At 70.6% G+C, this 24,169-nt stretch carries 25 protein-coding genes; 5 read left to right on the top strand and 20 right to left on the bottom strand.

Features of this window, described 5'->3' with window-relative positions; all coding sequences use genetic code 11:
• The 12 genes from nuoL to BJ961_RS02940 are packed head-to-tail and all read right to left on the bottom strand — an operon-like array spanning position 1 to position 12,908.
• Complete coding sequence (gene nuoL / locus BJ961_RS02995) at positions 1-1,965, bottom strand: NADH-quinone oxidoreductase subunit L (protein ID WP_271319765.1); 1,965 nt, start codon at positions 1,963-1,965, stop codon at positions 1-3.
• Between the two features lie 9 nt (positions 1,966-1,974).
• Positions 1,975-2,274 (bottom strand): NADH-quinone oxidoreductase subunit NuoK, encoded by a 300-nt coding sequence (gene nuoK, locus BJ961_RS02990; protein WP_059299944.1) that lies wholly within the window; start codon positions 2,272-2,274, stop codon positions 1,975-1,977.
• Complete coding sequence (locus BJ961_RS02985) at positions 2,271-3,152, bottom strand: NADH-quinone oxidoreductase subunit J (protein ID WP_271319764.1); 882 nt, start codon at positions 3,150-3,152, stop codon at positions 2,271-2,273. The genes nuoK and BJ961_RS02985 overlap by 4 nt, the downstream gene beginning before the upstream one ends.
• A complete protein-coding gene (gene nuoI / locus BJ961_RS02980) occupies positions 3,149-3,790 on the bottom strand; it encodes an NADH-quinone oxidoreductase subunit NuoI (RefSeq protein WP_271319763.1) in 642 nt (213 codons plus the stop codon). Before nuoI ends, BJ961_RS02985 begins: the two co-directional genes overlap by 4 nt.
• Positions 3,783-5,171 carry an NADH-quinone oxidoreductase subunit NuoH gene (gene nuoH, locus BJ961_RS02975; protein WP_271319762.1) on the bottom strand — a complete coding sequence of 463 codons (1,389 nt, stop codon included), beginning with the start codon at positions 5,169-5,171 and terminating at the stop codon, positions 3,783-3,785. The genes nuoI and nuoH overlap by 8 nt, the downstream gene beginning before the upstream one ends.
• Positions 5,168-7,699 carry an NADH-quinone oxidoreductase subunit G gene (locus tag BJ961_RS02970; protein ID WP_271319761.1) on the bottom strand — a complete coding sequence of 844 codons (2,532 nt, stop codon included), beginning with the start codon at positions 7,697-7,699 and terminating at the stop codon, positions 5,168-5,170. The genes nuoH and BJ961_RS02970 overlap by 4 nt, the downstream gene beginning before the upstream one ends.
• Positions 7,696-9,045 (bottom strand): NADH-quinone oxidoreductase subunit NuoF, encoded by a 1,350-nt coding sequence (nuoF, locus tag BJ961_RS02965; protein WP_271319760.1) that lies wholly within the window; start codon positions 9,043-9,045, stop codon positions 7,696-7,698. Before nuoF ends, BJ961_RS02970 begins: the two co-directional genes overlap by 4 nt.
• Positions 9,042-9,914 carry an NADH-quinone oxidoreductase subunit NuoE gene (nuoE, locus tag BJ961_RS02960; RefSeq protein WP_271319759.1) on the bottom strand — a complete coding sequence of 291 codons (873 nt, stop codon included), beginning with the start codon at positions 9,912-9,914 and terminating at the stop codon, positions 9,042-9,044. Before nuoE ends, nuoF begins: the two co-directional genes overlap by 4 nt.
• A complete protein-coding gene (locus BJ961_RS02955; RefSeq protein WP_271319758.1) occupies positions 9,911-11,233 on the bottom strand; it encodes an NADH-quinone oxidoreductase subunit D in 1,323 nt (440 codons plus the stop codon). The genes nuoE and BJ961_RS02955 overlap by 4 nt, the downstream gene beginning before the upstream one ends.
• Entirely contained in the window at positions 11,230-11,985 is a 756-nt protein-coding gene (locus BJ961_RS02950; protein WP_271319757.1) for an NADH-quinone oxidoreductase subunit C, read from the bottom strand. The genes BJ961_RS02955 and BJ961_RS02950 overlap by 4 nt, the downstream gene beginning before the upstream one ends.
• Positions 11,982-12,536 (bottom strand): NuoB/complex I 20 kDa subunit family protein, encoded by a 555-nt coding sequence (locus tag BJ961_RS02945; protein ID WP_007387566.1) that lies wholly within the window; start codon positions 12,534-12,536, stop codon positions 11,982-11,984. The genes BJ961_RS02950 and BJ961_RS02945 overlap by 4 nt, the downstream gene beginning before the upstream one ends.
• A gap of 12 nt (positions 12,537-12,548) precedes the next feature.
• Positions 12,549-12,908: an NADH-quinone oxidoreductase subunit A gene (locus BJ961_RS02940; protein ID WP_003974383.1), complete on the bottom strand. Its 360-nt coding sequence runs from the start codon at positions 12,906-12,908 to the stop codon at positions 12,549-12,551.
• A gap of 815 nt (positions 12,909-13,723) precedes the next feature.
• Here BJ961_RS02940 and BJ961_RS02935 point away from each other — a divergent pair.
• Positions 13,724-14,587, top strand: a complete 864-nt coding sequence (locus BJ961_RS02935; protein WP_271319756.1) for a C40 family peptidase — start codon at positions 13,724-13,726, stop codon at positions 14,585-14,587.
• A 133-nt stretch (positions 14,588-14,720) separates the two neighbouring features.
• On the top strand, positions 14,721-15,347 hold the full coding sequence (gene def, locus BJ961_RS02930; protein WP_271319755.1) for a peptide deformylase: 627 nt from the start codon (positions 14,721-14,723) through the stop codon (positions 15,345-15,347).
• A gap of 40 nt (positions 15,348-15,387) precedes the next feature.
• Here def and BJ961_RS02925 read toward each other — a convergent pair whose 3' ends face one another.
• Positions 15,388-16,680, bottom strand: a complete 1,293-nt coding sequence (locus BJ961_RS02925) for a geranylgeranyl reductase family protein (RefSeq protein WP_271319754.1) — start codon at positions 16,678-16,680, stop codon at positions 15,388-15,390.
• A 97-nt stretch (positions 16,681-16,777) separates the two neighbouring features.
• Between BJ961_RS02925 and BJ961_RS02920 the strand changes: the two genes are divergently transcribed.
• Positions 16,778-17,341, top strand: a complete 564-nt coding sequence (locus BJ961_RS02920; protein WP_271319753.1) for a GNAT family N-acetyltransferase — start codon at positions 16,778-16,780, stop codon at positions 17,339-17,341.
• A 58-nt stretch (positions 17,342-17,399) separates the two neighbouring features.
• Positions 17,400-17,747, top strand: coding sequence for a PASTA domain-containing protein (locus BJ961_RS02915; protein ID WP_271319752.1), 348 nt, complete (start codon positions 17,400-17,402; stop codon positions 17,745-17,747).
• Positions 17,748-17,912: 165 nt separating this feature from the next.
• On the opposite strand, the gene BJ961_RS02910 is transcribed toward BJ961_RS02915, so the two are convergent.
• The 7 genes from BJ961_RS02910 to BJ961_RS02880 form a co-directional block, all read right to left on the bottom strand.
• On the bottom strand, positions 17,913-18,608 hold the full coding sequence (locus tag BJ961_RS02910; RefSeq protein ID WP_271319751.1) for a demethylmenaquinone methyltransferase: 696 nt from the start codon (positions 18,606-18,608) through the stop codon (positions 17,913-17,915).
• 31 nt (positions 18,609-18,639) lie between these two features.
• Positions 18,640-18,843 carry a DUF397 domain-containing protein gene (locus tag BJ961_RS02905; protein WP_271319750.1) on the bottom strand — a complete coding sequence of 68 codons (204 nt, stop codon included), beginning with the start codon at positions 18,841-18,843 and terminating at the stop codon, positions 18,640-18,642.
• Entirely contained in the window at positions 18,803-19,651 is an 849-nt protein-coding gene (locus BJ961_RS02900; protein WP_271319749.1) for a helix-turn-helix domain-containing protein, read from the bottom strand. Before BJ961_RS02900 ends, BJ961_RS02905 begins: the two co-directional genes overlap by 41 nt.
• A 77-nt stretch (positions 19,652-19,728) precedes the next feature.
• Positions 19,729-20,241, bottom strand: a complete 513-nt coding sequence (locus tag BJ961_RS02895) for an imidazolonepropionase-like domain-containing protein (RefSeq protein WP_271319748.1) — start codon at positions 20,239-20,241, stop codon at positions 19,729-19,731.
• A gap of 7 nt (positions 20,242-20,248) precedes the next feature.
• Positions 20,249-21,448, bottom strand: coding sequence for a cyclic dehypoxanthinyl futalosine synthase (mqnC, locus tag BJ961_RS02890; RefSeq protein WP_271319747.1), 1,200 nt, complete (start codon positions 21,446-21,448; stop codon positions 20,249-20,251).
• A gap of 78 nt (positions 21,449-21,526) precedes the next feature.
• Positions 21,527-22,285 carry a prepilin peptidase gene (locus BJ961_RS02885; protein WP_271319746.1) on the bottom strand — a complete coding sequence of 253 codons (759 nt, stop codon included), beginning with the start codon at positions 22,283-22,285 and terminating at the stop codon, positions 21,527-21,529.
• Positions 22,286-22,817: 532 nt separating this feature from the next.
• Positions 22,818-23,666, bottom strand: coding sequence for a menaquinone biosynthetic enzyme MqnA/MqnD family protein (locus BJ961_RS02880; protein ID WP_271319745.1), 849 nt, complete (start codon positions 23,664-23,666; stop codon positions 22,818-22,820).
• Between the two features lie 291 nt (positions 23,667-23,957).
• Here BJ961_RS02880 and BJ961_RS02875 point away from each other — a divergent pair, with 291 nt between their 5' ends.
• On the top strand, positions 23,958-24,161 hold the full coding sequence (locus BJ961_RS02875; RefSeq protein WP_003992177.1) for a cold-shock protein: 204 nt from the start codon (positions 23,958-23,960) through the stop codon (positions 24,159-24,161).
• Positions 24,162-24,169 lie beyond the last annotated feature (8 nt).

The raw sequence follows: 24,169 nt of genomic DNA, 5'->3' as shown, positions 1-24,169 counted from the left end.
TCAGACCGCCCTCATCAGCAGGGTCGCGGCGACGAGGAGTGCCGCACCGCCGAACATCGAGACCGCGTACGAGCGCGCGAAGCCGTTCTGCAGCTTGCGCATCCGCCCGGACAGGCCGCCGACCGAGGCCGCCGTGCCGTTGACGACTCCGTCGACCAGGGTGTGGTCGACGTAGACCAGGGAGCGCGTGAGGTGCTCGCCGCCGCGGACCAGGACGACGTGGTTGAAGTCGTCCTGGAGCAGGTCGCGCCGCGCGGCCCGGGTGAGCAGCGACCCGCGCGGGGCGACGGCCGGCACCGGGCGGCGCCCGTACTGCGCCCAGGCGAGCGCGACGCCGACGACCATGCAGGCCACGGTCGCCCCGGTGACGACGCCGGCGCTGATCGGCGCGTCCCCGTGGTCGTGCCCCGTGATGGGCTCCAGCCAGTGCAGGAAGCGGTCGCCGATGCTGAAGAAGGCACCGCCCGCGACCGATCCGACGGCCAGCACGATCATCGGGATCGTCATGAGCCCCGGCGACTCGTGCGGGTGCGGCGGCTCGTACGTGCCGCGTGTCTCGGCGGCGGGCTCCACGTCCGGCTTCGCGGGCGACGGCGTCGGTGCGTTGCGCCAGCGCTCCTCGCCGAAGAACGTCATCAGCATCACGCGCGTCATGTAGTACGCGGTGATGGCCGCGCCCAGCAGGGCGCAGGCGCCGAGGATCCAGCCCTCGGTGCCGCCCTTGGCGAACGCAGCCTCGATGATCTTGTCCTTGGAGAAGAAGCCGGACAGCCCGGGGAAGCCGATGATGGCGAGGTAGCCGAGGCCGAAGGTGACGAAGGTGACCGGCATGTACTTGCGCAGTCCGCCGTAGCGGCGCATGTCGACCTCGTCGTTCATGCCGTGCATGACGGAGCCGGCGCCGAGGAACAGCCCGGCCTTGAAGAAGCCGTGGGTGACCAGGTGCATGATCGCGAAGACGTACCCGATCGGGCCGAGACCGGCCGCCAGCACCATGTAGCCGATCTGCGACATCGTCGAACCGGCCAGCGCCTTCTTGATGTCGTCCTTGGCGCAACCGACGATCGCACCGAAGAGCAGCGTGACCGCGCCGACGATGGTGACCACCAACTGCGCGTCGGGGGCGCCGTTGAAGATCGCTCCGGAACGGACGATCAGGTACACGCCCGCGGTCACCATGGTCGCGGCGTGGATGAGGGCCGAGACCGGGGTCGGGCCCTCCATCGCGTCACCGAGCCAGGACTGCAGCGGCACCTGGGCGGACTTGCCGCAGGCGGCGAGCAGCAGCATCAGGGCGATCGCGGTGAGCTTGCCCTCGTCCGCCCCGCTCGCGAGTCCGGCCTCCCCGTGGCCGCCGAGCACCGGCCCGAAGGCGAAGGTGCCGAACCACAGGAACATCAGCATGATGCCGATGGACAGGCCCATGTCGCCGACGCGGTTGACCAGGAAGGCCTTCTTCGCGGCGGTGGCGGCGCTGGGCTTGTGCTGCCAGAAGCCGATCAGCAGGTAGGAGGCGAGTCCGACGCCCTCCCAGCCGACGTACAGCAGCAGGTAGTTGTCGGCGAGGACGAGGATCAGCATCGCCGCGAGGAACAGGTTCAGGTAGCCGAAGAAGCGGCGGCGCCGCTCGTCGTGCTCCATGTACGCGACCGAGTACAGGTGGATGAGCGAGCCGACGCCGGTGATCAGCAGGACGAACGTCATCGAGAGCTGGTCGAGCCGGAAGGCGACGTCGGCCTGGAATCCCTCGACCGGGATCCAGCTGAACAGGTGCTGCGTCAGGGTGCGGTCCTCGGCGCCGCTGCCGAGCAGGTCGGCGAAGAGGACGACGCCGATCACGAAGGACACGGCGGCCAGCAGCGTGCCGATCCAGTGGCCGACGCGGTCCAGCCGGCGTCCGCCGCACAGCAGGACGACCGCTCCGAGCAGGGGCGCCGCCACCAGCAGCGCAATCAGGTTCTCCACTTCAGCCCCTCACAGCTTCATCAGGCTGGCGTCGTCGACCGAGGCCGAGTGGCGGGAACGGAACAGGGACACGATGATCGCGAGACCGACCACGACCTCCGCGGCGGCGACGACCATCGTGAAGAACGCGATGATCTGGCCGTCCAGGTTTCCGTGCATCCGGGAGAACGCGACGAACGCGAGGTTGCAGGCGTTGAGCATCAGCTCGATGCACATGAAGACCACGATCGCGTTGCGCCGGACCAGCACGCCGGTGGCGCCGATCGTGAACAGCAGGGCCGCGAGGTACAGGTAGTTGACCGGATTCACTTCGACGCCTCCTCGGACCGCCTGGAGTCGGACCGCTCGGAGTCCGCCGGACCGGCCGGACCGGACGGCCCGCGCTCCAGCCGCTCCCCGGCCCGCTGCTCCAGGGCCTTCAGGTCGCCCAGTGCCTCCATCGACACGTCGCGGATCTGGCCCCGCTCGCGCAGCGTCTTGCTGACGGTCAGCTCGGAGGGGGTGCCGTCGGGCAGCAGACCCGCGATGTCGACCGCGTTGTGCCGGGCGTACACGCCGGGCGCGGGCAACGGCGGCAGGTACTTGCCGTCGCGGACGCGCTGCTCGGACAGCTCGCGCTGGGTCCTGGCGCGCTCGGTGCGCTCGCGGTGGGTGAGCACCATGGCGCCCACGGCGGCCGTGATGAGCAGCGCGCCGGTGATCTCGAAGGCGAAGACGTACTTGGTGAAGATGAGGGACGCGATGCCCTCCACGTTGCCGTTCGCGTTGGCCTGGCCGAGGCCGGTGGACTCCGTGAGGGAGGCGTTGCCGATGCCGGCGATCAGCAGGATGCCGAAGCCGAGCCCGGACAGCAGGGCCAGCCAGCGCTGGCCCTTGATGGTCTCCTTCAGGGAGTCCGCCGCGGTGACGCCGACGAGCATCACCACGAACAGGAACAGCATCATGATCGCGCCGGTGTAGACGACGATCTGCACGATGCCGAGGAAGTAGGCGCCGTTGGCGAGGTAGAACACCGCCAGCACGATCATGGTCCCGGCGAGGCAGAGCGCGCTGTGCACGGCCCTTCTCATGAAGACGGTGCACAGGGCGCCGATCACCGCGACGGTGCCGAGGATCCAGAACTGGACGGCCTCCCCGGTGGAGGTGCCGGCGGCGAGGGTCGCTGCGGCGGCGAGCTGGGCGCTCATCGGCGGATCACCTCCTCCGACGCCGGCTCGGTCCCGCCGAAGGTCGAGTCGCCCTCCTGGACGACCTCCCCCTCGGAGTGGGTGGCCTGCTGGACCGTGCCGGGCGCGGCCTCGGTGACCAGGCCCCGGTAGTAGTCCTGCTCGTCCGTGCCCGGGTAGATGGCGTGGGGCGAGTCGACCATGCCCTCCTCCAGGCCGGCGAGCAGCTGGTCCTTGGTGAAGATGAGGTTGGCACGGCTGGAGTCGGCCAGCTCGAACTCGTTGGTCATCGTCAGCGCGCGCGTGGGGCACGCCTCGATGCACAGTCCGCACAGGATGCAGCGGGCGTAGTTGATCTGGTAGACGCGGCCGTACCGCTCGCCCGGCGAGTAGCGCTCCTCGTCGGTGTTGTCCGCGCCCTCCACGTAGATGGCGTCGGCGGGACAGGCCCAGGCGCACAACTCGCAGCCGACGCACTTCTCCAGGCCGTCCGGATGGCGGTTGAGCTGGTGCCGTCCGTGGAAGCGTGGAGCGGTGGTCTTCTGCTGCTCCGGGTACTGCTCGGTCAGCCGCTTCTTGAACATGGCCTTGAAGGTCACGCCGAAGCCGGCCACGGGGTTCATGAAACCGGGGTCGGTCCCCTTCGGTTCCTCAGCCATCGGACGCCTCCTTTCCATCCGTAGATCCGCCCGCAGGTCCGTCACTGTGAGTATCGGGCCCACCACTGACAATCAGCTCCCGCTCCCGGCGGGAACGGCGCCTGGGCACCGGCGGCACCTCCTGTCCGGGCATCGGCGGCACCGGGAAGCCGCCGGCCATCGGGTCGAAGGCGGCCCTGTCCTCGGCCGGCTCCTCGGCGTCCCGGTCGCCCTTGCCGCCCTTGTCGCGGTACATGTCCACGAGGAAGGACAGCAGCAGGAGGACGAGGACGCCGCCGCCGATGTAGAGGGCGATGTCGCTGAAGCCGTAGTTCTCGTTCCTGAGGGCCCGCACCGTCGCGACCAGCATCAGCCAGACCAGGGAGACCGGGATGAGGACCTTCCAGCCGAGCTTCATCAACTGGTCGTAGCGGACCCGGGGGAGGGTGCCGCGCAGCCAGATGAAGAAGAACAGCAGCAGTTGGACCTTGACCACGAACCAGAGCAGCGGCCACCAGCCGTGGTTGGCGCCCTCCCAGAAGGTGCTGATCGGCCAGGGGGCCCGCCAGCCGCCGAGGAACAGCGTGGTGGCGACCGCGGAGACCGTCACCATGTTCACGTACTCGGCGAGCATGAACATCGCGAACTTGATCGACGAGTACTCGGTGTTGAAGCCGCCCACCAGGTCGCCCTCGGACTCGGGCATGTCGAAGGGGGCGCGGTTGGTCTCGCCGACCATCGTGACGATGTAGAGGATGAAGGAGACCGGCAGCAGCACGATGTACCAGCGGTCGTTCTGCTGGGCGACGATCTCCGAGGTGGACATCGACCCGGAGTAGAGGAAGACCGAGGCGAACGCGGCGCCCATCGCGATCTCGTAGGAGATCATCTGCGCGCAGGAGCGCAGTCCGCCGAGCAGCGGGTACGTCGATCCGGAACTCCAGCCGGCGAGCACGATGCCGTAGATGCCGACCGAGGCGACGGCCAGGATGAACAGCATGGCGATCGGCAGGTCGGTCAGCTGCATGGCGGTGCGGTGGCCGAAGATCGAGACTTCGTTGCCGGCCGGCCCGAAGGGGATCACGGCGATCGCCATGAAGGCCGGGATGGCCGCCACGACCGGTGCGAGGACGTACACCGCCTTGTCGGCGCGCTTGACGATGACGTCTTCCTTGAGCATCAGCTTGATGCCGTCGGCGAGCGACTGGAGCATGCCCCAGGGGCCGTGCCGGTTCGGGCCGATGCGCAGCTGCATCCAGGCGACGACCTTGCGCTCCCACACGATGGAGAACAGCACGGTCACCATCAGGAAGGCGAAGCAGAACACCGCCTTGACGACGACCAGCCACCAGGGATCGGTGCCGAACATCGAGAGGTCTTCAGCGGCGAGGTACGGGCTCATGCCTCCACCTCCTTGGGGGCGACGCCCGCGGGCGTGGCCGGACCGATGCGGACGAGGGTTCCGGGCAGTACCCCGGCGTCGGAGGCGACGCCGGTGCCGGCGGAGTTCAGCGGGAGCCAGACCACCCGGTCGGGCATCTCGGTGACCCGCAGCGGGAGTTCGACGACTCCGGCGGGGCCGGTCACGGCGAGGAGGTCGCCGTCCTTGACGCCCGCCTCGGCGGCCGTGGCGGCCGACACGCGCGCGCGTGCGGCGTGCCGGGTGCCGGCGAGCGCCTCGTCGCCCTGCTGGAGCAGGCCCTGGTCGAGGAGCAGCCGGTGTCCGGCCAGTACGGCCTCTCCGGCGGCCGGGCGCGGCAGCGCGTTCGCCGTCTGCAGCGGCTCACCGGCCCGCGGCCCGTCCCAGGCGCCGAGCCGGTCGATCTCCGCGCGCGTGGTGCGCAGATCGGGCAGGCCGAGGTGGACGTCCATGGCGTCGGCCAGCATCTGCAGGACGCGCGCGTCGGCGGGCGCGAGGCGCCGGGTCATCTGGTCGGGCTTGAGCGCGGCCTCGAAGAAACGGAGCCTGCCTTCCCAGTTGAGGAAGGTGCCGGGCTTCTCGGCGACCGCGGCGACGGGCAGGACGACGTCGGCGCGTTCGGTGACCTCGCTGGGCCGCAGCTCCAGCGACACCACGAACCCGGCCTCGTCGAGTGCCGCACGCGCGCGCGTGGGGTCGGGCAGGTCGGCGACCTCCACGCCCGCCACGAGGAGCGCCTGGAGTTCGCCCCGGGCCGCGGCCTCGACGATCTCGCCGGTGTCGCGGCCGTAGCGGTGCGGAAGGTCGGCCAGGCCCCACAGGGCGGCGACCTCCTCACGTGCGCGCGGGTCGGTCGCCGGACGCCCGCCGGGCAGCAGCGACGGCAGCGCGCCCGCCTCGATCGCGCCGCGCTCCCCGGCCCGGCGCGGGATCCACACCAGCCGGGCGCCGGTCGCCGCCGAGGTCCGTACGGCGGAGGTGAGCCCGCCGGCCACGGACGCCAGCCGCTCGCCGACGACGATCACGGCGCCCTCGGCCCGCAACGCCTCGGCCGCCCGGCCACCGCCCTCCTCCAGGCCGACGCCGCTCGCGAGGGCGTCCAGCCACTCGGTCTCGGTGCCGGGAGCGGCGGGGAGCAGCGTGCCGCCCGCCTTCTCCAGACCCCGCGTGGCGTGCGTGGCCAGCGAGAAGACCTTCTGTCCGTGCCCCCGCCACGCCTTGCGCAGCCTGAGGAAGACGCCGGGGGCCTCCTCCTCGGCCTCGAAGCCGACCAGCAGCACGGCGGGCGCCTTCTCCAGCGCCGTGTACGTGACGCCGGAACCTCCCCCGGACTCCGTCCGGGCGGTGCCCCCGAGGTCATGGCCGCGTCCGGCGACGTGGGCGGCCAGGAAGTCGGCCTCCTCGGCGCTGTGCACGCGCGCGCGGAAGTCGATGTCGTTGGTGTCGAGCGCCACGCGCGCGAACTTGCTGTACGCGTAGGCGTCCTCGACGGTGAGCCGCCCGCCGGTCAGGACACCGGTGCGGCCCCGTGAGGCGAGCAGTCCCTGCGCGGCGATCTGCAGCGCCTCCGGCCAGGAGGCGGGCTCCAGGTCGCCCTCCGGGTTGCGCACCAGGGGCGTGGTGAGCCGGTCCCGCTGCTGCGCGTACCGGAACCCGAAGCGCCCCTTGTCACACATCCACTCCTCGTTGACCTCGGGCTCGTTGGCCGCGAGGCGCCGCATGACCTTGCCGCGCCGGTGGTCGGTGCGGGTCGCGCAGCCGCCGGAGCAGTGCTCGCACACGGACGGCGAGGAGATCAGGTCGAAGGGCCGGGAGCGGAACCGGTAGGCCGCCGAGGTGAGCGCGCCGACCGGGCAGATCTGGATGGTGTTGCCGGAGAAGTACGACTCGAAGGGGTCGCCCTCGCCGGTGCCGACCTGCTGGAGCGCGCCCCGTTCGATCAGCTCGATCATCGGGTCGCCCGCGACCTGGTTGGAGAACCGGGTGCAGCGGGCGCACAGCACGCAGCGCTCGCGGTCGAGCAGGACCTGCGTGGAGATCGGCACGGGCTTCTCGTAGGTCCGCTTCCTGCCGTCGAAGCGGGAGTCGGCCTGGCCGTGCGACATGGCCTGGTTCTGCAGGGGGCACTCGCCGCCCTTGTCGCAGACCGGGCAGTCCAGCGGGTGGTTGATGAGCAGCAGCTCCATCACACCGTGCTGGGCCTTCTCGGCGACGGGCGAGGTGAGCTGCGTCTTCACCACCATGCCGTCGGTGCAGGTGATGGTGCAGGACGCCATGGGCTTGCGCTGGCCCTCGACCTCGACGATGCACTGGCGGCAGGCGCCGGCCGGGTCGAGGAGGGGGTGGTCGCAGAACCGGGGGATCTCGATGCCGAGCTGTTCGGCGGCCCGGATGACCAGGGTGCCCTTGGGCACGCTGATCTCGGCGCCGTCGATCGTCAGCGTGACGAGATCCTCCGGCGGGACCGCCGCCGCTCCCCCTCCCGAGGGAGTATTGGTGGTCACGGTCATGCCTTCACCTCCGTGCGGTCGGCCCAGGCCGTCGACTTGGCCGGGTCGAAGGGGCAGCCGCGGCCCGTGATGTGCTCCTCGTACTCCTCGCGGAAGTACTTGAGCGAGGAGAAGATCGGCGAGGCGGCACCGTCGCCGAGGGCGCAGAAGGACTTGCCGTTGATGTTGTCGGCGATGTCGTTCAGCTTGTCGAGGTCGGACATCTGTCCCTTGCCGGCCTCGATGTCGCGCAGTAGCTGGACGAGCCAGTAGGTGCCCTCGCGGCAGGGTGTGCACTTGCCGCAGGACTCGTGGGCGTAGAACTCGGTCCAGCGGGTGACGGCGCGCACGACGCAGGTCGTCTCGTCGAAGCACTGGAGCGCCTTCGTGCCGAGCATGGAACCGGCGGCGCCCACTCCTTCGTAGTCGAGGGGGACGTCGAGGTGCTCGTCGGTGAACATCGGCGTCGAGGAGCCGCCGGGTGTCCAGAACTTGAGGCGGTGGCCGGGGCGCATGCCGCCGCTCATGTCGAGGAGCTGGCGCAGCGTGATGCCGAGCGGGGCCTCGTACTGGCCGGGGCCCGCGACGTGGCCGCTGAGCGAGTAGAGCGTGAAGCCCGGGGACTTCTCGCTGCCCATCGACCTGAACCAGTCCTTGCCCTTGTTCAGGATCGCGGGAACCGAAGCGATGGATTCGACGTTGTTCACCACAGTCGGGCACGCGTAGAGGCCCGCGACGGCGGGGAAGGGGGGACGGAGCCGCGGTTGACCCCGGCGGCCTTCGAGCGAGTCGAGCAGTGCGGTCTCCTCACCGCAGATGTACGCGCCCGCGCCCGCGTGCACGGTGAGGGTGAGGTCGAGTCCGCTGCCCAGGATGTTCTCGCCGAGGAAGCCGGCCGCGTGGGCCTCGCGCACGGCCTCATGCAACCGCCGCAGTACGGGGACGACTTCACCACGCAGGTAGATGAAGGCATGCGAAGACCTGATGGCGTAACACGCGATGACGATGCCCTCGATGAGGCTGTGCGGGTTCGCGAAGAGGAGCGGGATGTCCTTGCAGGTCCCCGGCTCCGACTCGTCGGCGTTGACAACCAGATAGTGAGGCTTGCCGTCCCCCTGGGGAATGAACTGCCACTTCATCCCCGTCGGGAAGCCGGCACCGCCGCGTCCCCGCAGACCGGACTCCTTGACGTACGCGATCAGGTCGTCCGGCGCCATCGCCAGCGCCTTGCGGAGCCCCTCGTACCCCTCGTGCCTCCGGTAGACGTCGAGAGTCCAGGACTCGTCCTCGTCCCAGAAGGCCGACAGCACGGGTGCGAGCAGCTTCTCCGGGCTGCTGCCCTTGATCTCGGCGGCCACGGTCATCACTCCCCCTCCTCGGCGGTGGGCCCTGCCGGGTTGGAAGGGTCGGATGCCGATGTGTCCTGCGGCGCGTCGTGCGAGCTGAGGTGTTCCGTCGGGGACGGGTCGTGCACGGTCCGGTCCTGCGGCGCGTCGTGCGGTCCGCCGTCCCGCGGGTGCACGACGCGCGCGGCGGACGCCTCGCCCTTGGCCAGCTTCAGCCCGGCCAGGGAGGCGGGACCCGCGCTGCCGCCGGCCGCGACGGCGCCGTCCCGCTCGTCGGGGAAGCCCGCCAGGATCCGGGCGGTCTCCTTGAAGGTGCACATCGGTGCCCCGCGCGTGGGTGTCACCGCGCGTCCCGCGCGCAGGTCGTCCACGAGGGCGCGGACGCTCGCCGGGGTCTGGTTGTCGAAGAACTCCCAGTTGACCATCACGACCGGTGCGAAGTCGCAGGCCGCGTTGCACTCGATGTGCTCCAGGGTGACCTTGCCGTCCTCGGTGGTCTCGCCGTTGCCGACGCCCAGGTGGTCCTGGAGGGACTCGAAGATGGCGTCGCCGCCCATGACCGCGCACAGCGTGTTGGTGCAGACGCCGACCTGGTAGTCGCCGCTCAGCCCGCGCCGGTACATGGTGTAGAAGGTGGCGACCGCGGTGACCTCGGCGGTGGTGAGGCCGAGGATGTCCGCGCAGAACCGCATCCCGGTGCGCGTGACGTGTCCCTCCTCCGACTGCACGAGGTGCAGCAGCGGCAGGAGGGCGGACCGGGAGTCCGGGTAGCGTGCGACGACCTCGCGCGCGTCGGTCTCCAGCCGGGCCCGGACGTCGTCCGGGTAGGCGGGCGCGGGCAGTTCCGGCATGCCCAGGCTGACGCCCCGCTCCGAAGAAGAGGTGGTCACCGGTCGACGCCTCCCATCACGGGGTCGATGGACGCCACGGCGACGATGACGTCGGCGACCTGGCCGCCCTCGCACATCGCCGCCATGGCCTGCAGGTTGGTGAAGGACGGGTCGCGGAAGTGGACCCGGAAGGGGCGGGTGCCGCCGTCGGAGACGACGTGCACCCCCAGCTCGCCCTTGGGCGACTCGACCGCCACGTAGGTCTGGCCCGGCGGTACCCGGAAGCCCTCGGTGACCAGCTTGAAGTGGTGGATCAGGGCCTCCATGGAGGTGCCCATGATCTTCTTGATGTGGTCGAGGGAGTTGCCCAGTCCGTCCGGTCCCAGGGCGAGCTGGGCGGGCCAGGCGATCTTCTTGTCGGCGACCATGACCGGGCCGGGCTCCAGCCGGTCCAGGCACTGCTCGACGATGCGCAGCGACTGGCGCATCTCCTCCAGCCGGATCAGGAAGCGGCCGTAGGAGTCGCAGGTCTCGGAGGTCGGGACGTCGAAGTCGTAGGTCTCGTATCCGCAGTACGGCTGGGTCTTGCGCAGGTCGTGCGGGAGACCGGTGGACCTGAGGATCGGGCCGGTGGCGCCGAGGGCCATGCAGCCGGCCAGGTCGAGGTAGCCGACGTCCTGCATGCGGGCCTTGAAGATGGGGTTCCCGGTGAAGAGCTTGTCGTACTCCGGGAGGTTCTTCTTCATCTTCTTCACGAGCTCGCGCATCTGGTCCACCGCGCCGGGCGGCAGGTCCTGGGCGAGTCCGCCCGGGCGCACGAACGCGTGGTTCATCCGCAGGCCGGTGATCAGCTCGAAGACGTCGAGAATCAGTTCACGATCGCGGAATCCGTAGATCATGACCGTGGTGGCGCCCAGCTCCATGCCGCCGGTGGCGACGCACACCAGGTGCGAGGAGAGCCGGTTCAGTTCCATCAGCAGGACCCGGATGACCGAGGCGCGGTCCGGGATCTGGTCCTCGATGCCGAGGAGCTTCTCGACGCCCAGGCAGTACGCCGTCTCGTTGAAGAACGGCGTCAGGTAGTCCATGCGCGTCACGAACGTGGTGCCCTGCGTCCAGTTCCGGTACTCGAGGTTCTTCTCGATGCCGGTGTGCAGGTAGCCGATGCCGCAGCGGGCCTCGGTGACCGTCTCGCCGTCGATCTCCAGGATGAGGCGCAGGACACCGTGGGTGGACGGGTGCTGGGGGCCCATGTTGACGACGATGCGCTCGTCGTCGGCGCGGGCCGCGGACTGGACGACCTCGTCCCAGTCACCGCCGGTGACCGTGTAGACGGTGCCTTCGGTGGTCTCCCTGGGGGAGGCGTGGGAAGTGCTCACGAGTACGACCTCCGCTGGTCCGGAGCCGGGATCTGGGCGCCCTTGTACTCGACGGGGATGCCGCCGAGGGGGTAGTCCTTGCGCTGCGGAAAGCCCTGCCAGTCGTCCGGCATCATGATCCGCGTCAGGGCCGGGTGACCGTCGAAGGCGATGCCGAAGAAGTCGTACGTCTCGCGCTCGTGCCAGTCGTTCGTCGGGTAGACGGGGACCAGCGACGGGATGTGCGGGTCGCCGTCGGGGGCGCTGACTTCGAGGCGGATCAGCCGGTTGTGGGTGATCGAGCGCAGGTGGTAGACCGCGTGCAGTTCACGGCCCTTGTCGTGCGGGTAGTGGACGCCGCTGACGCCGGTGCACAGCTCGAAGCGCAGGGCCGGGTCGTCGCGCAGGGTGCGGGCGACGCGGACCAGGTGTTCGCGTTCGATGTGGAAGGTCAGCTCGTCGCGGTCGACGACCGTCTTCCCGATGGCGTTGTCGGGCAGGAGCCCCTGCTCCTCCAGCGCGCCCTCGAGTTCGTCGGCGACCTCGTCGAACCACCCCCCGTAGGGCCGGCTCGCCGGTCCGGGGAGCCGGACGGAGCGGACCAGGCCGCCGTACCCGGAGGTGTCGCCGCCGTTGTTGGCGCCGAACATGCCCCGCTGGACGCGGATCTCCTCGCCGCCCTGGCCGCGCTGGCCCGGGAGGTTCTCCGCGGACAGGTCCTTCTCGGGGTTCACCCCGTTCGCGTCACCCGCGGTGTTGTTCGCGTCGCTCACCGCAGCAGCCCCTTCATCTCGATCGTGGGCAGGGCCTTGAGCGCCGCCTCCTCCGCCTCGCGGGCCGCTTCCTCGGCGTTCACCCCGAGCTTGGAGCTCTGGATCTTCTGGTGGAGCTTGAGGATGGCGTCCAGCAGCATCTCGGGCCGCGGCGGGCAGCCGGGGAGATAGATGTCGACCGGGACGACGTGGTCGACGCCCTGGACGATGGCGTAGTTGTTGAACATGCCGCCCGAGGAGGCGCAGACCCCCATGGAGATCACCCATTTCGGGTTGGGCATCTGGTCGTAGACCTGCCGCAGCACCGGCGCCATCTTCTGGCTGACCCGGCCCGCGACGATCATCAGGTCCGCCTGCCTCGGCGAGCCCCGGAAGACCTCCATGCCGAACCGCGCCATGTCGTAGCGGCCCGCGCCGGTGGTCATCATCTCGATGGCACAGCAGGCGAGGCCGAACGTGGCGGGGAAGACGGACGACTTGCGCACCCAGCCCGCGGCCTGCTCGACGGTGGTCAGCAGGAAGCCGCTCGGCAGTTTTTCTTCGAGTCCCATGTCAAAGGCCCCTCAGTCCCATTCCAGGCCGCCGCGCCGCCATACGTACGCGTACGCGACGAAGACGGTGAGCACGAAGAGCAGCATCTCCACGAGCCCGAAGATCCCCAGGGCGTCGAAGGTGACGGCCCAGGGGTAGAGGAAGACGATCTCGATATCGAAGATGATGAAGAGCATCGCCGTCAGGTAGTACTTGATGGGGAAGCGCCCGCCGCCGGCCGGCGTGGGGGTCGGCTCGATGCCGCACTCGTAGGCCTCGAGCTTCGCCCGGTTGTACCGCTTCGGACCGATCAGCGTGGCCATCACCACGGAGAAGATCGCAAAGCCTGCCCCGAGGGCTCCCAGTACGAGGATGGGCGCATACGCGTTCACCGCTCCTCGCTCCTCTCAGTCGGCACTGACTGCATGGGGGTCCCCCCTGGTCGAGCGGAGCCGAGACCTGGGGGAGGTTGCACTGGACTCACGGCCGCCCCAACAGCCCCACGAGCCACGCCCGTCCCGACGAAGATCGCGAACATGTGAAGCAGGTCACAAGCCCAACTGCCTCGCATCCTATGCCCGACGCTCTGTGATCTGCGACACGGGGTATTGCACAAGCTTTGTGATCTCCACCACCTGACGAACGATCATGAAGTCGGATGAGCGGTGATCTTCACACAGGAAGCGTTCACCTGATCACCAGAGGTGACATTTTCGCTCGTCGTCGCTGGCCAGAGGGCAGGAGGCAGGGGCGTCTCAATATCAAGATGCTTCCCTTGCATGCAAATTGGCCTTGGACGCGAACCCTTGATAGAGGACGCGTTCACACATCGGGGGGAGGGCCGCGGGGCGATGTGGACACGTGCGCGCGTTCACGAGCGCGGGCGGGCGGCCCCGCGGAGTCGGCGGTGCCGCCTCGCACGCGACGGACGCGACCGCCGGGGTAACCGTTCCGTGACCTGCGCCACATTCATGAGAGGCGTCTGAGAACCGGGCTTGGCCAAGTACTCCAACAAGTGGTAAGCGCGGGGCAATTCGGGCGTAACGATCAAAGACCGTGATCACAGGCCGGTTACGGCCCGCCCGCTATGTCCGTTACGGCGTCAATAAAGAGCGACACGCCCGGGATTCGGCGGCCTGATTGAACAACTGTGGCGCAGCACACGTTTCTTGAAGGTATGGAGGAGCTACTGATACCGGTTGTCCCTATGTCCCACACCGCTCACATACGCAGCCACCGGAAGCCCCGCCGCAGCGCGTCGACGATCGCGATGCGGGCCGGAGTTGCCGGTGGCGTCCTCAGCACCCTGGCAGTGGCCGGTGCGTCGGGGTCGGCCAACGCGGCCGAACCGGTGACGCAGACCCTTGAACTGCCCACCCTGACGGCTGACCTGGCCGCTCAGGTCGCCCAGTCCGCGGACGTCACGCAGCAGGCGGCCGCGAGCTACCAGTTGCAGGCCGAGCGCGACGCGGCGGCCGAGTCGGCCGCGAAGCAGGCCAAGACGGACCTCGCCGAGGCCAAGAAGAAGGCCGCGGAGGCCAAGAAGAAGGCCGAGGAGGCCGAGCGCAAGGAAGCCGCCGAGCGCGCCTCCCGCAGCGCCGAGCGCGTCACCCTGAGCGCCTCCTCGGACACCGGCTCCTCCACCGGCACGGGCACGAGCACCGGCACGGGCACGAGCACCGGCACGGGCACGAGCGTCGGCTCGTCCACGGCCACCGGTTCGGCCGCGGCCGTCGTCGCCTTCGCTCAGGCCCAGGTCGGCAAGGCGTACGTCTCCGGTGCCACCGGCCCGTCCGCCTACGACTGCTCCGGTCTGGTGCAGGCCGCCTTCAAGCAGGTCGGCATCAGCCTCCCGCGGGTCTCCCAGGCCCAGTCGACCGCCGGCACCCAGGTCGGGCTGGGCAACCTCCAGCCGGGCGACATCCTGTACTGGGGCGGCGCGGGCAGCGCCTACCACGTCGGTGTCTACGTGGGCGACGGCATGTTCGTCGGCGCGCAGAACTCCTCCACCGGCGTCGTCGAGAGGCCGCTGTCGTACGACCCGCCGAGCGGTGCGGTGCGCGTGCTGTAGACCGCACCCCACTCGTACGCGCGAAAGGGCCGCAGCCGCTCGGGGGCTGCGGCCCTTCGGCCTCTCCTGGCATGCTCGGCGCGGGCCGGTCCCCACCGGTCCGTCCACGAGTGGAAGAAGGAGAGAGAACGTCATGCCGAGTGTGTTCGTACAGGGGCGGCCCACCGCCTCCTACCCCCCGTTCGCGCCCGAGGCCGTGCGCGGAGCGGTACGGCGCGTCACCGAGGTCGGCGAGGAGGTGCTGCACCGGCCGTGCCGGGACGTCACCGAGTTCGGGCCCGATCTCGCCGCGCTCATCGACGACATGTTCCGCACGATGTACGTCGCGGAGGGGGCCGGGCTGGCGGCCAATCAGGTCGGTGTCGACCTGCGCCTGTTCGTCTACGACTGCCCCGACGACGAAGGTGTCCGACATGTCGGGCACGTCGTCAACCCGGTGCTGGACCCCCTCGACCCGGCCGCGCGCCGGCTGCTGGACGAGGGCGAGGGGTGTCTGTCGGTGCCGGGCGCGGTCATGGCCGTACCGCGGCCCGACCGGGCCGTCGTGCGGGGCCGGGACAAGGACGGCGCTCCGCTCGTCGTCGAGGGCACCGGCTACTTCGCGCGCTGCCTCGCCCACGAGACGGACCACGTGAACGGGCACGTGTACCTGGACCGGCTCTCGGGCCGGGAGCGGAAGGCGGCGCTGCGGCAGTCGGCGGACCGGCGCGAGGCGGTCTTCGCGCGCCGGGCCGCCAACGCGGCGGCCTTCACCGCCTGAACGGCCCCACGGCCCGGCCGCCGTCGGCCGGGCCGTGGGCTCAGGCCTTCGGCGCGACCTTGCTCAGTCCGTTGATGATGCGGTCCATCGCGTCGCCGCCCGTCGGGTCCGTCAGGTTGGCGAGCATCTTCAGGGTGAACTTCATCAGGATCGGGTGGGTGAGGCCGCGCTGGGTCGCGATCTGCATGACCTTCGGGTTGCCGATGAGCTTCACGAAGGCCCGGCCCAGCGTGTAGTAGCCGCCGTAGGTGTCCTTGAGGACGCGCGGGTAGCGGTGGAGGGCGATCTCGCGCTGGCTCGGCGTGGCCCGCGCGTGGGCCTGGACGATGACGTCGGCGGCGATCTGGCCGGACTCCATGGCGTAGGCGATGCCCTCGCCGTTGAAGGGGTTCACCAGGCCGCCGGCGTCGCCGACCAGCAGCAGGCCCTTGGTGTAGTGCGGCTGGCGGTTGAAGGCCATGGGCAGGGCGGCGCCGCGGATCGGGCCGGTCATGTTGTCGGGGGTGTAGCCCCAGTCCTCGGGCATGGACGCGCACCAGGCCTTGAGGATCTCGCGCCAGTCCAGCTCCTTGAAGGCGGCGGAGGTGTTGAGGACGCCGAGGCCGACGTTCGAGGTGCCGTCGCCCATGCCGAAGATCCAGCCGTAGCCGGGCAGCAGGCGGTCCTGGGCGCCGCGCCGGTCCCACAGTTCCAGCCAGGACTCGAGGTAGTCGTCGTCGTGGCGGGGCGAGGTGAAGTACGTGCGGACGGCGACGCCCATGGGGCGGTCCTCGCGGCGGTGCAGGCCCATCGCGAGGGACAGGCGGGTGGAGTTGCCGTCGGCGGCCACGACGAGCGGCGCGTGGAAGGCGACCTCGCGCTTGTCCTCGCCCAGCTTGGCCTTCACCCCGGTGATGCGGCCCGTGCGGTCGTCCACGATCGGGGCGCCGACGTTGCAGCGCTCGTACAGCCGGGCGCCGGCCTTCTGGGCCTGCCGGGCGAGCTGCTCGTCGAAGTCGTCGCGCTTGCGGACGAGTCCGTAGTCGGGGAAGGAGGCGAGGTCCGGCCAGTCCAGCTGGAGGCGGGAGCCGCCGCCGATGATGCGCAGGCCCTTGTTGCGCAGCCAGCCGGCCTCCTCGGAGATGTCGATGCCCATGGCGACGAGCTGTTTGACCGCACGCGGGGTGAGGCCGTCGCCGCAGACCTTCTCCCTGGGGAACGCGGTCTTCTCCAGAAGCAGGACGTCGAGTCCCGACTTGGCCAGGTGGTACGCGGTGGTGGAGCCGGCCGGCCCCGCGCCCACGACGATCACGTCGGCGGTGTTCCCGGTGAGCGGCTCGGTCTCGACGGTCACGGCGGGATCTCCCCAAGTTCGGAATCTGCGTGCCGACCGGCACTGGACATGGGCAGTCTATTCAGCGTCACCGACCACCCGGCTGAAGGGCTGCCCCGTGAAGCGACCTCTTCCCGTTGTACGGCTGCGCGTCCCCACCGACGAGGACGCCGTGGCCTGGCACCGGATCTTCGACGACCCGGAGGTCATGGAGTTCCACGGCGGGAGGTCGGCGGAGCTGTCCGTGTACGAGGAGCTGACCGCCCGCCAGCGCCGGCACGAGGCGGAGCGCGGCTTCTGCCTGTGGACCATGGTGGACGAGTCCGGGCGGGTCATCGGCTTCACCGGTGCCCAGCCGTGGCCCGGGGACTGGGGCCCCCGGGGCGAGATCGAGATCGGCTGGCGGCTCGGGCGGGGGTACTGGGGCAAGGGGTACGTCACCGCGGCGGCCCGGGAGACCCTCCGGCGGGTCCGGTCGGCCGGTGTGGCGGACGTGGTCGCGATGGTCGACGCGCGCAACGCCCGGTCCATCGCGGTCACCGGGCGGCTGGGCATGCGGCTCGCCGAGGTCTTCACGGTCCCGGGTTCCGAGCGGCAGGGGCACTGCTACCGCCTCGCCCTGCACCGGCCGCGAGGACACCGGATGACGCAGGGTGACCAAGTGTCACAGTCGGCTACTTGACGCTTCCGGGTGCTGTCCGGCGGCGCTACTGTGCCGGGTACCGCTGGGGGTGACGCCCGTGCGCCTGCCGTCCGAGGAACCCGATGTCCGCGTACCGCGACTGGTCGGCCTGATGGCCGTGGACGCATACGACGCCGCTCACGTGCGGGGCCTGTCCCTGCACGCGCCGGACCGGCCCGATCTCCGGGCCGCCGCCGTCGACCACGTCGTACGCCAGTATCCGCGGCCCGGCGCGCGGGTGCCGCGGGAGTCGACGGTGTACGTGTGGTTCGACTTCGGGGAGGGCGAGGGCGGCGGGGGCATCCGTGAGCCGCGCGTGCCGCGGCCGCCGTCGGGCGGGCTCCGCCGGGAGCTTCCGGAACCGGGCGAACCACCGCCCCGCCACGCCGTCCTCAGCCTGCCGTGACGTTCCCCGGGGGTGCCGCGCCGTGCCCGGCCGCGAGCCCTCGCGTGCGGCCGCGCCCGGCTCGCTCCGGAGGCAGCAGGCGGGGCCGCGCTCGGCCCGTCCCGGAGGCGGCCCCGGCGGGCGTCCCCGCTCAACCCGGCCGCGGGACCCCGCCCGCGGTCGTGCTCAGCTCGCCTTGAACCCGCGGTGCAGTGTCACCACGCCGCCCGTCAGGTTCCGCCACGCCACCCGCGACCAGCCGGCCCTGCCCAGCCGCTCGGCGAGCGCCGCCTGGTCGGGCCAGGCGCGGATGGACTCGGCGAGGTACACGTACGCGTCGGGGTTGGACGACACCGCACGGGCCACCGGCGGCAGCGCGCGCATCAGGTACTCGGTGTAGACGGTGCGGAACGGCGCCCAGGTCGGGTGCGAGAACTCGCAGATGACGACCCGCCCGCCGGGCCGCGTCACCCGGTGCATCTCGCGCAGCGCCGCGTCCGTGTCCTGGACGTTGCGCAGCCCGAAGGAGATGGTGACGGCGTCGAAGACGTCGTCCTTGAACGGCAGCCGCGTCGCGTCGCCCGCGGTGAACGGCAGCCAGGAGTGCCGTTCCTTGCCGACCTGGAGCATGCCCTGGGAGAAGTCGCACGGCACGACGTAGGCGCCGGTGCGGGCGAAGGGCAGCGAGGAGGTCGCCGTACCGGCCGCGAGGTCCAGGATCTTCTGCGCGGGACGGGCGTCGACGGCCCGGGCGACCGCCTTGCGCCACGCCCGGTCCTGGCCGAGCGAGAGCACGGCGTTGGTCAGGTCGTACCGTTCCGCGACGTGGTCGAACATCGAGGCGACTTCGTGCGGCTGCTTGTTCAGGGAAGCGCGGGTCACGGGCCCATTGTTGCAGCCGCCCGGGCGGGACCTACAGCTCGCCCCGCGCCGCCGCCCCGACGAACCGCGCGAACGCCTCCGGCGCGACGGAGAAGTGGCCTCCGGTGGGGTTCTTGCTGTCGCGCATCGCGACGTGGGCCGCGAGGTCGGCGTACTCGACGCAGTTCCCGCCGGTGTCACTGCTGTACGACGACTTACGCCAAAGCGAGTCCGCCGGGGTCGGCCTGGTGCCCATAACGCTCCTCCATCACTCTGGCGATCAGCTCGGCCGACTCCTCCACGGAGAGAGCGGCCGCCTGCATGAGAGCGTAACGGAGTGAACCCTCCTTGACTGCTTGAGGATTGGCCGTCATGTGGCCCTGGACGAAGTCCTCGGTGTAGACGATGTCCGGGTCACCGTCGAAGCGCAGCATCGTGTACGAGCCCGGCAGCCCCGCGTGGGCACCTGCTTCGAACGGCAGGATCTGCACGCGCAGCCACTCGCGGTCCCGCAACTCCAGCAGATGAGCCAGTTGCCCGCGCATGACGTCGCGGCCACCGACCTGCTGACGGAGTACCGCCTCCGACAGCACCACCCACATCAGGGGCGGATTCTCCTTGTCCAGGATGCGCTGGCGCTCCAGCCGGGCCGCGACCAGACCGTCGAGGTCGTTGTCCTCCCGCACCGCCAGCGCCGCGCGCGCGTACTCGGGCGTCTGCAGCAGCCCGTACACCACCTGCGCTTCGAACGCGGAGATGTAACTCGCCTTCGCCTCCATCTCCGCATACGGCTGGAACCAGGACGGCAACTGGCTGCGCAGGACCAGGCCGACCAGCCGCGAGAACACTCCGTCCGTGTTCAGCGCGGCGTCCACGCGGGCCGAGAAGTCGCGGGTCGGGACCTTGAGCGTCGTCTCGATCTGACCGACCAGGGAGCCGGTGCAGAAGACGATGCGCCCCAGGTCGGCCAGGCGGAGGCCGGCCGCCTCCCGCTGGCGGCGCAGCTCGGCGCCGTAGTAGTCCAAGGGCGACGCGCTGGGGTCGAGTTGCCTGATGTGAGCCATGGGCGGACACCCCTCTCTCCGTAGCCGAGAGTAAGCGCACCGTGTTCGTCCCGTACCGCCGACCGTGGAAGTCGTATTTATGCCCGGCGGTGCACCAGTCGCCCGCCCACCACCGTGGCCAGGCAGCTGCCGTCGGCGGCCAGGACGGCGAAGTCCGCGCGGGCGCCCGGGGAGAGGGTCGGGGCGGCGGTGTCGACCAGGACGCCGGACCGCCGCACGGCGGTCAGCACCGGGGGCCGGGTGAAGGGACCGGCGACCGCCGTGACGCCCCGGGCCAGCATCCGCTGGAGGCCGCGCCGGGCGCTGGCGCTCCACCGGGCGTCCGGCATCCCGGCAGGGCCCACGGGCAGGGGTTCGGTGCCCCACTCGTCGGCCTCGCGCGGGTCGGGCCAGTACAGGGTTTCCAGCAGCCGGACGGCGCCGGGCTCGTGCCGTCCGGTGGCGAGGGTCCCGCCCGCCCACTCGCGGACGCGGGCGTGGTCGTCGTGGGCGGCGCGCAGTGCGGCGTACGGGCCGAGGCCCGCGATGCGGGCGCCCTCGACGGCGACGCACCGGGAGTCGTCCGCCAGCGGCCGGTGGATCGTCAGCACGGCGGCGTCAGTTGGGCGCGAGCAGCTTCAGCTCGGGGTGGGCCGTGCCGCCCTCGATGGCCGTGGAGGAGATGTGCGAGACGACGCGCTCGTCGACCGGGTCGTTCGCCGGGTCGTCGTGGACGACGAGGTGCTCGTACGTCGTGGCCCGCTGGGCGGGGACCCGGCCCGCCTTGCGGATCAGGTCGATGATCTCCAGCCGGTTGGACCGGTGCTTGGCGCCCGCGGAGGAGACGACGTTCTCCTCCAGCATGATCGAGCCGAGGTCGTCGGCGCCGTAGTGCAGGGAGAGCTGGCCGACCTCCTTGCCGGTCGTCAGCCAGGAGCCCTGGATGTGGGCGACGTTGTCGAGGAACACGCGGGCGATGGCGATCATCCGCAGGTACTCGAAGAGCGTGGCCTGGGTGCGGCCCTTCAGGTGGTTGTTCTCGGGCTGGTAGGTGTACGGGATGAAGGCGCGGAAGCCGCCGGTGCGGTCCTGGACGTCCCGGATCATCCGCAGGTGCTCGATGCGTTCGGCGTTGGTCTCGCCGGTGCCCATGAGCATGGTGGACGTCGACTCGACGCCCAGCCCGTGTGCGATCTCCATGATCTCCAGCCAGCGCTCGCCGGACTCCTTCAGCGGAGCGATGGCCTTGCGCGGCCGCTCGGGCAGCAACTCGGCCCCGGCCCCGGCGAAGGAGTCGAGCCCGGCCGTGTGGATCCGCTGGATCGCCTCCTCCACCGAGACCTTCGAGATCCGGGCCATGTGCTCGACCTCGCTCGCCCCCAGGCTGTGGATGACGAGCTGCGGGAACTCCTTCTTGATGGCGGCGAAGTGCTCCTCGTAGTACTCGACGCCGTAGTCCGGGTGGTGGCCGCCCTGGAACATGATCTGGGTGCCGCCCAGCTCGACCGTCTCCGCGCAGCGGCGCAGGATGTCGTCGAGGTCACGGCTCCAGCCCTTCCTGGTGTCCTTGGGGGCCGCGTAGAAGGCGCAGAACTTGCACGCCGTGACGCACACGTTGGTGTAGTTGATGTTGCGCTCGATGATGTACGTGGCGATGTGCTCGGTGCCGGCGTACTTGCGCCTGCGTACGGCGTCGGCGGCGGCGCCCAGCGCGTGCAGCGGCGCGTCGCGGTACAGGTCGAGCGCCTCTTCGGGGGTGATCCGCCCACCGGCGGCGGCGCGGTCGAGGATGGGCTGAAGGTCGGCCTTCTCGGTCACCGGCGTCCCTTTCGCAAGGTTCGTAAGGGTTGTGGACAGACCTGCCCAGCGTACGCCAGGCGTTTTGCCCGCTCGTGCTCAGGCCGCGTACGCCCCGGCCAGGACGCCGAGAAGGGCGCCCGCGATCAGGAACGGCCCGAACGGGATGGCCGTCCTGCGGTCCGCGCGCCGGGCGACGAGGAGGGCTCCGCCGTAGAGCGCCCCCAGCAGGAAACCGGCGAAGGTGCCCAGCATCAGGGTGGGCCAGCCGTACCAGCCGAGGACGGCACCGGCGGTCAGGGCCAGCTTCACGTCGCCGAAGCCCATGCCGGCCGGGTTGATGAGGTACAGCGCGAGGTAGCCGGCGCCGAGGGCGAGGGCGCCCAGCAGGGCGGTGGTCCACTCCCCGGCGTGCTCGGGCACCAGCGCGGTGAGGCCGAGCAGGGCGAGCGCGGCGCCGGCGAGCGGGAGGGTGAGCGGGTCGGGCAGCCGCCGCACCCTCAGGTCGACGACGGCCAGCAGCACTCCGACCGGCGCGAGCAGCAGCCAGACGGCCAGCTCGGGCCGGGTCCCGGTGGCGGCGGCGAGGGCGGCGCAGACCAGCGCGGTGAGGGTGGCGAGCGCGGCGGCCCGGGGTCCGTAGAAGACCGCACCGGCCTCGTTCCCCTCGCCCGCCCCGCAGGGTGCGCATCGCGCGCGGCCGAGCCAGCCCCGGACGGGGTGCCCGCCGCCCGGACACCTCTCCCGCCACGCCTCTCCCGACGGGGCGGAGAACCGGTAGGCCGCGCGGGGCAGCAGGGTCCCCACCGCCGCGCCCCAGAACGCGGCGACGAGGACGACAAGGAGGTCGATGTCCATCAGGAGGTCCACCCGGCCGCCGGGATCAGCCCTGCCCTTCCCGGATCAAGTCCTCCTCGCGGCCTTCCTCGCGGACCTTCTCGGCCACCGGATTGGTGAAGAAGCAGCGGATCTCCGACATCGGTTCCCCTCCAGATCTCCTTGGCCCGGGGGCGTCCGGACACGATTCGACGAGCTGCCCGAACACCGCCGCACTCTCGGCGTCGGCGGTCCGCAGGGGGAAGCCGACGGCTCCAGTATGGCGGCGGCCCTGTCCCCCCGGTCCGCCGCACGGCGCCCGCCCGGCTGCCCGACCTTCGACAGCCGTGCCTCGGGGCGCCCGCCCGCTCGCTCCGCGAGGCCTAGTCGAGGTCGTCGCCGACCGGTGTGAACGTGCGCGACGCAGAGGGCGAGCCTGCCGGGCGAGGAGCCGGCGCCCCGCCCGGCACCCCTCTCGGCACCCCGCTCACCGAACCGCTCGGCGCCCGCTCGGGCGTCCCTCCCCCCGTACGCCGGCACCTGCCGGCAGGGTAGTGGGCCGCCGCCGTGCGGATCAGGGCTGGAGCAGTTCGACCTTCACGTCCGCGGGGAAGCCCGTGGTGGGGCCCACCCTGCGGGCGAACTCGGTGACCGCCTCCAGCTGCGGGCCGCCGAAGCGGAAGTCGAGGGTGGTGAAGTACTTCGCGAGGGTCTCCTCGTCGAAGGCCTCCCAGCGGGCCGCCTGCTCCGCGACCTTCTCCACCTCCTCCAGGGAGACGTCGCGGGAGGCGAGGAAGGCCTCGTGCACCTTGCGGGCGATGACCGGCTCGCGCTCCACGTAGTCCCGCCGCGCCGCCCACACCGCGAAGACGAACGGCAGGCCCGTCCACTCCTTCCACAGCGCGCCCAGGTCGTGCACCTGAAGGCCGTAGCGCGGGCCGTCGATCATGTTGGCGCGCAGGGCCGCGTCGCCGATCAGGACGGCCGCGTCGGCCTCCTGCATCATCAGGCTCAGGTCCGGCGGGCAGGTGTAGTAGTCCGGCTGGACCCCGAAGCGCTCCGCCAGGAGCAGCTGGGCGAGGCGTACGGAGGTGCGCGAGGTCGAGCCCAGCGCGACCCGGGCGCCGTCGAGCCGCTCCAGCGGAACCTGCGAGACGATCACGCAGGACATCACGGGGCCGTCGCAGCCGACGGCGATGTCGGGGAAGGCGACCAGGTCGTCGGCGTTCTTGAGGAATTCGACCAGGGTGACGGGACCGATGTCGAGATCGCCGCGCACCAGCTGCTCGCTGAGCTTCTCCGGGGTGTCCTTCGTCAGCTCGAAGTCGAGGAGCGTGCCTGTTCTCGCGAGCCCCCAGTAGAGGGGCAGGCAGTTCAGGAACTGGATGTGGCCGACGCGCGGCCGGGTGCGAGAATTGTCCACCTCGCGAGGCTAGCCCTCCCCCCGCATCCGCCCCTCGCCGACCCCCGGCGTCAGCCGAACGGCGCAGGTGTTCAAACGTCCGGGTGAAGTGATCTTGACCTCTGTTGCGCTCGGGGGCCTGCGTGCTAGGCTCACAGCAAGTTGCAGTTTGGTTTCCCTTGCAGTACAGAGCCTGCGGAGCATGTGACCGCGGGCTCTCGTCGTTCTCAGACATATGCAGTTGTGCAGAATTCCAGTCTTCACACTTGCTGGTTCTGGAGCAGGGCAACCCTTTGGGCCCAAGGAGGGCTTATGGCTACCGGAACCGTGAAGTGGTTCAACGCCGAAAAGGGCTTTGGATTCATCGCCCAGGAAGGCGGCGGCCCCGACGTCTTCGTCCACTACTCCGCGATCAACGCGAGCGGTTTCCGCTCCCTCGAGGAGAACCAGCAGGTGTCCTTCGACGTCACGCAGGGCCCCAAGGGCCCGCAGGCGGAGAATGTCACTCCTGTCTGATTGACAGC

This window comes from Streptomyces lienomycini (assembly GCF_027947595.1).
Classification (GTDB): domain Bacteria; phylum Actinomycetota; class Actinomycetes; order Streptomycetales; family Streptomycetaceae; genus Streptomyces; species Streptomyces lienomycini.
This window is presented reverse-complemented; position numbering and strand designations above follow the sequence as displayed.

Excerpts from the sequence above, each read along its gene's own strand:
- BJ961_RS02985 (WP_271319764.1), bottom strand. The coding sequence starts at position 3,152 with ATGAGCGCCCAGCTCGCCGCCGCAGCGACCCTCGCCGCCGGCACCTCC.
- nuoI (WP_271319763.1), bottom strand. The coding sequence starts at position 3,790 with ATGGCTGAGGAACCGAAGGGGACCGACCCCGGTTTCATGAACCCCGTG.
- nuoH (WP_271319762.1), bottom strand. The coding sequence starts at position 5,171 with ATGAGCCCGTACCTCGCCGCTGAAGACCTCTCGATGTTCGGCACCGAT.
- BJ961_RS02970 (WP_271319761.1), bottom strand. The coding sequence starts at position 7,699 with ATGACCGTGACCACCAATACTCCCTCGGGAGGGGGAGCGGCGGCGGTC.
- BJ961_RS02945 (WP_007387566.1), bottom strand. The coding sequence starts at position 12,536 with ATGGGACTCGAAGAAAAACTGCCGAGCGGCTTCCTGCTGACCACCGTC.
- BJ961_RS02935 (WP_271319756.1), top strand. The coding sequence starts at position 13,724 with ATGTCCCACACCGCTCACATACGCAGCCACCGGAAGCCCCGCCGCAGC.
- def (WP_271319755.1), top strand. The coding sequence starts at position 14,721 with ATGCCGAGTGTGTTCGTACAGGGGCGGCCCACCGCCTCCTACCCCCCG.
- BJ961_RS02905 (WP_271319750.1), bottom strand. The coding sequence starts at position 18,843 with ATGGGCACCAGGCCGACCCCGGCGGACTCGCTTTGGCGTAAGTCGTCG.
- BJ961_RS02900 (WP_271319749.1), bottom strand. The coding sequence starts at position 19,651 with ATGGCTCACATCAGGCAACTCGACCCCAGCGCGTCGCCCTTGGACTAC.
- BJ961_RS02885 (WP_271319746.1), bottom strand. The coding sequence starts at position 22,285 with ATGGACATCGACCTCCTTGTCGTCCTCGTCGCCGCGTTCTGGGGCGCG.
- BJ961_RS02875 (WP_003992177.1), top strand. The coding sequence starts at position 23,958 with ATGGCTACCGGAACCGTGAAGTGGTTCAACGCCGAAAAGGGCTTTGGA.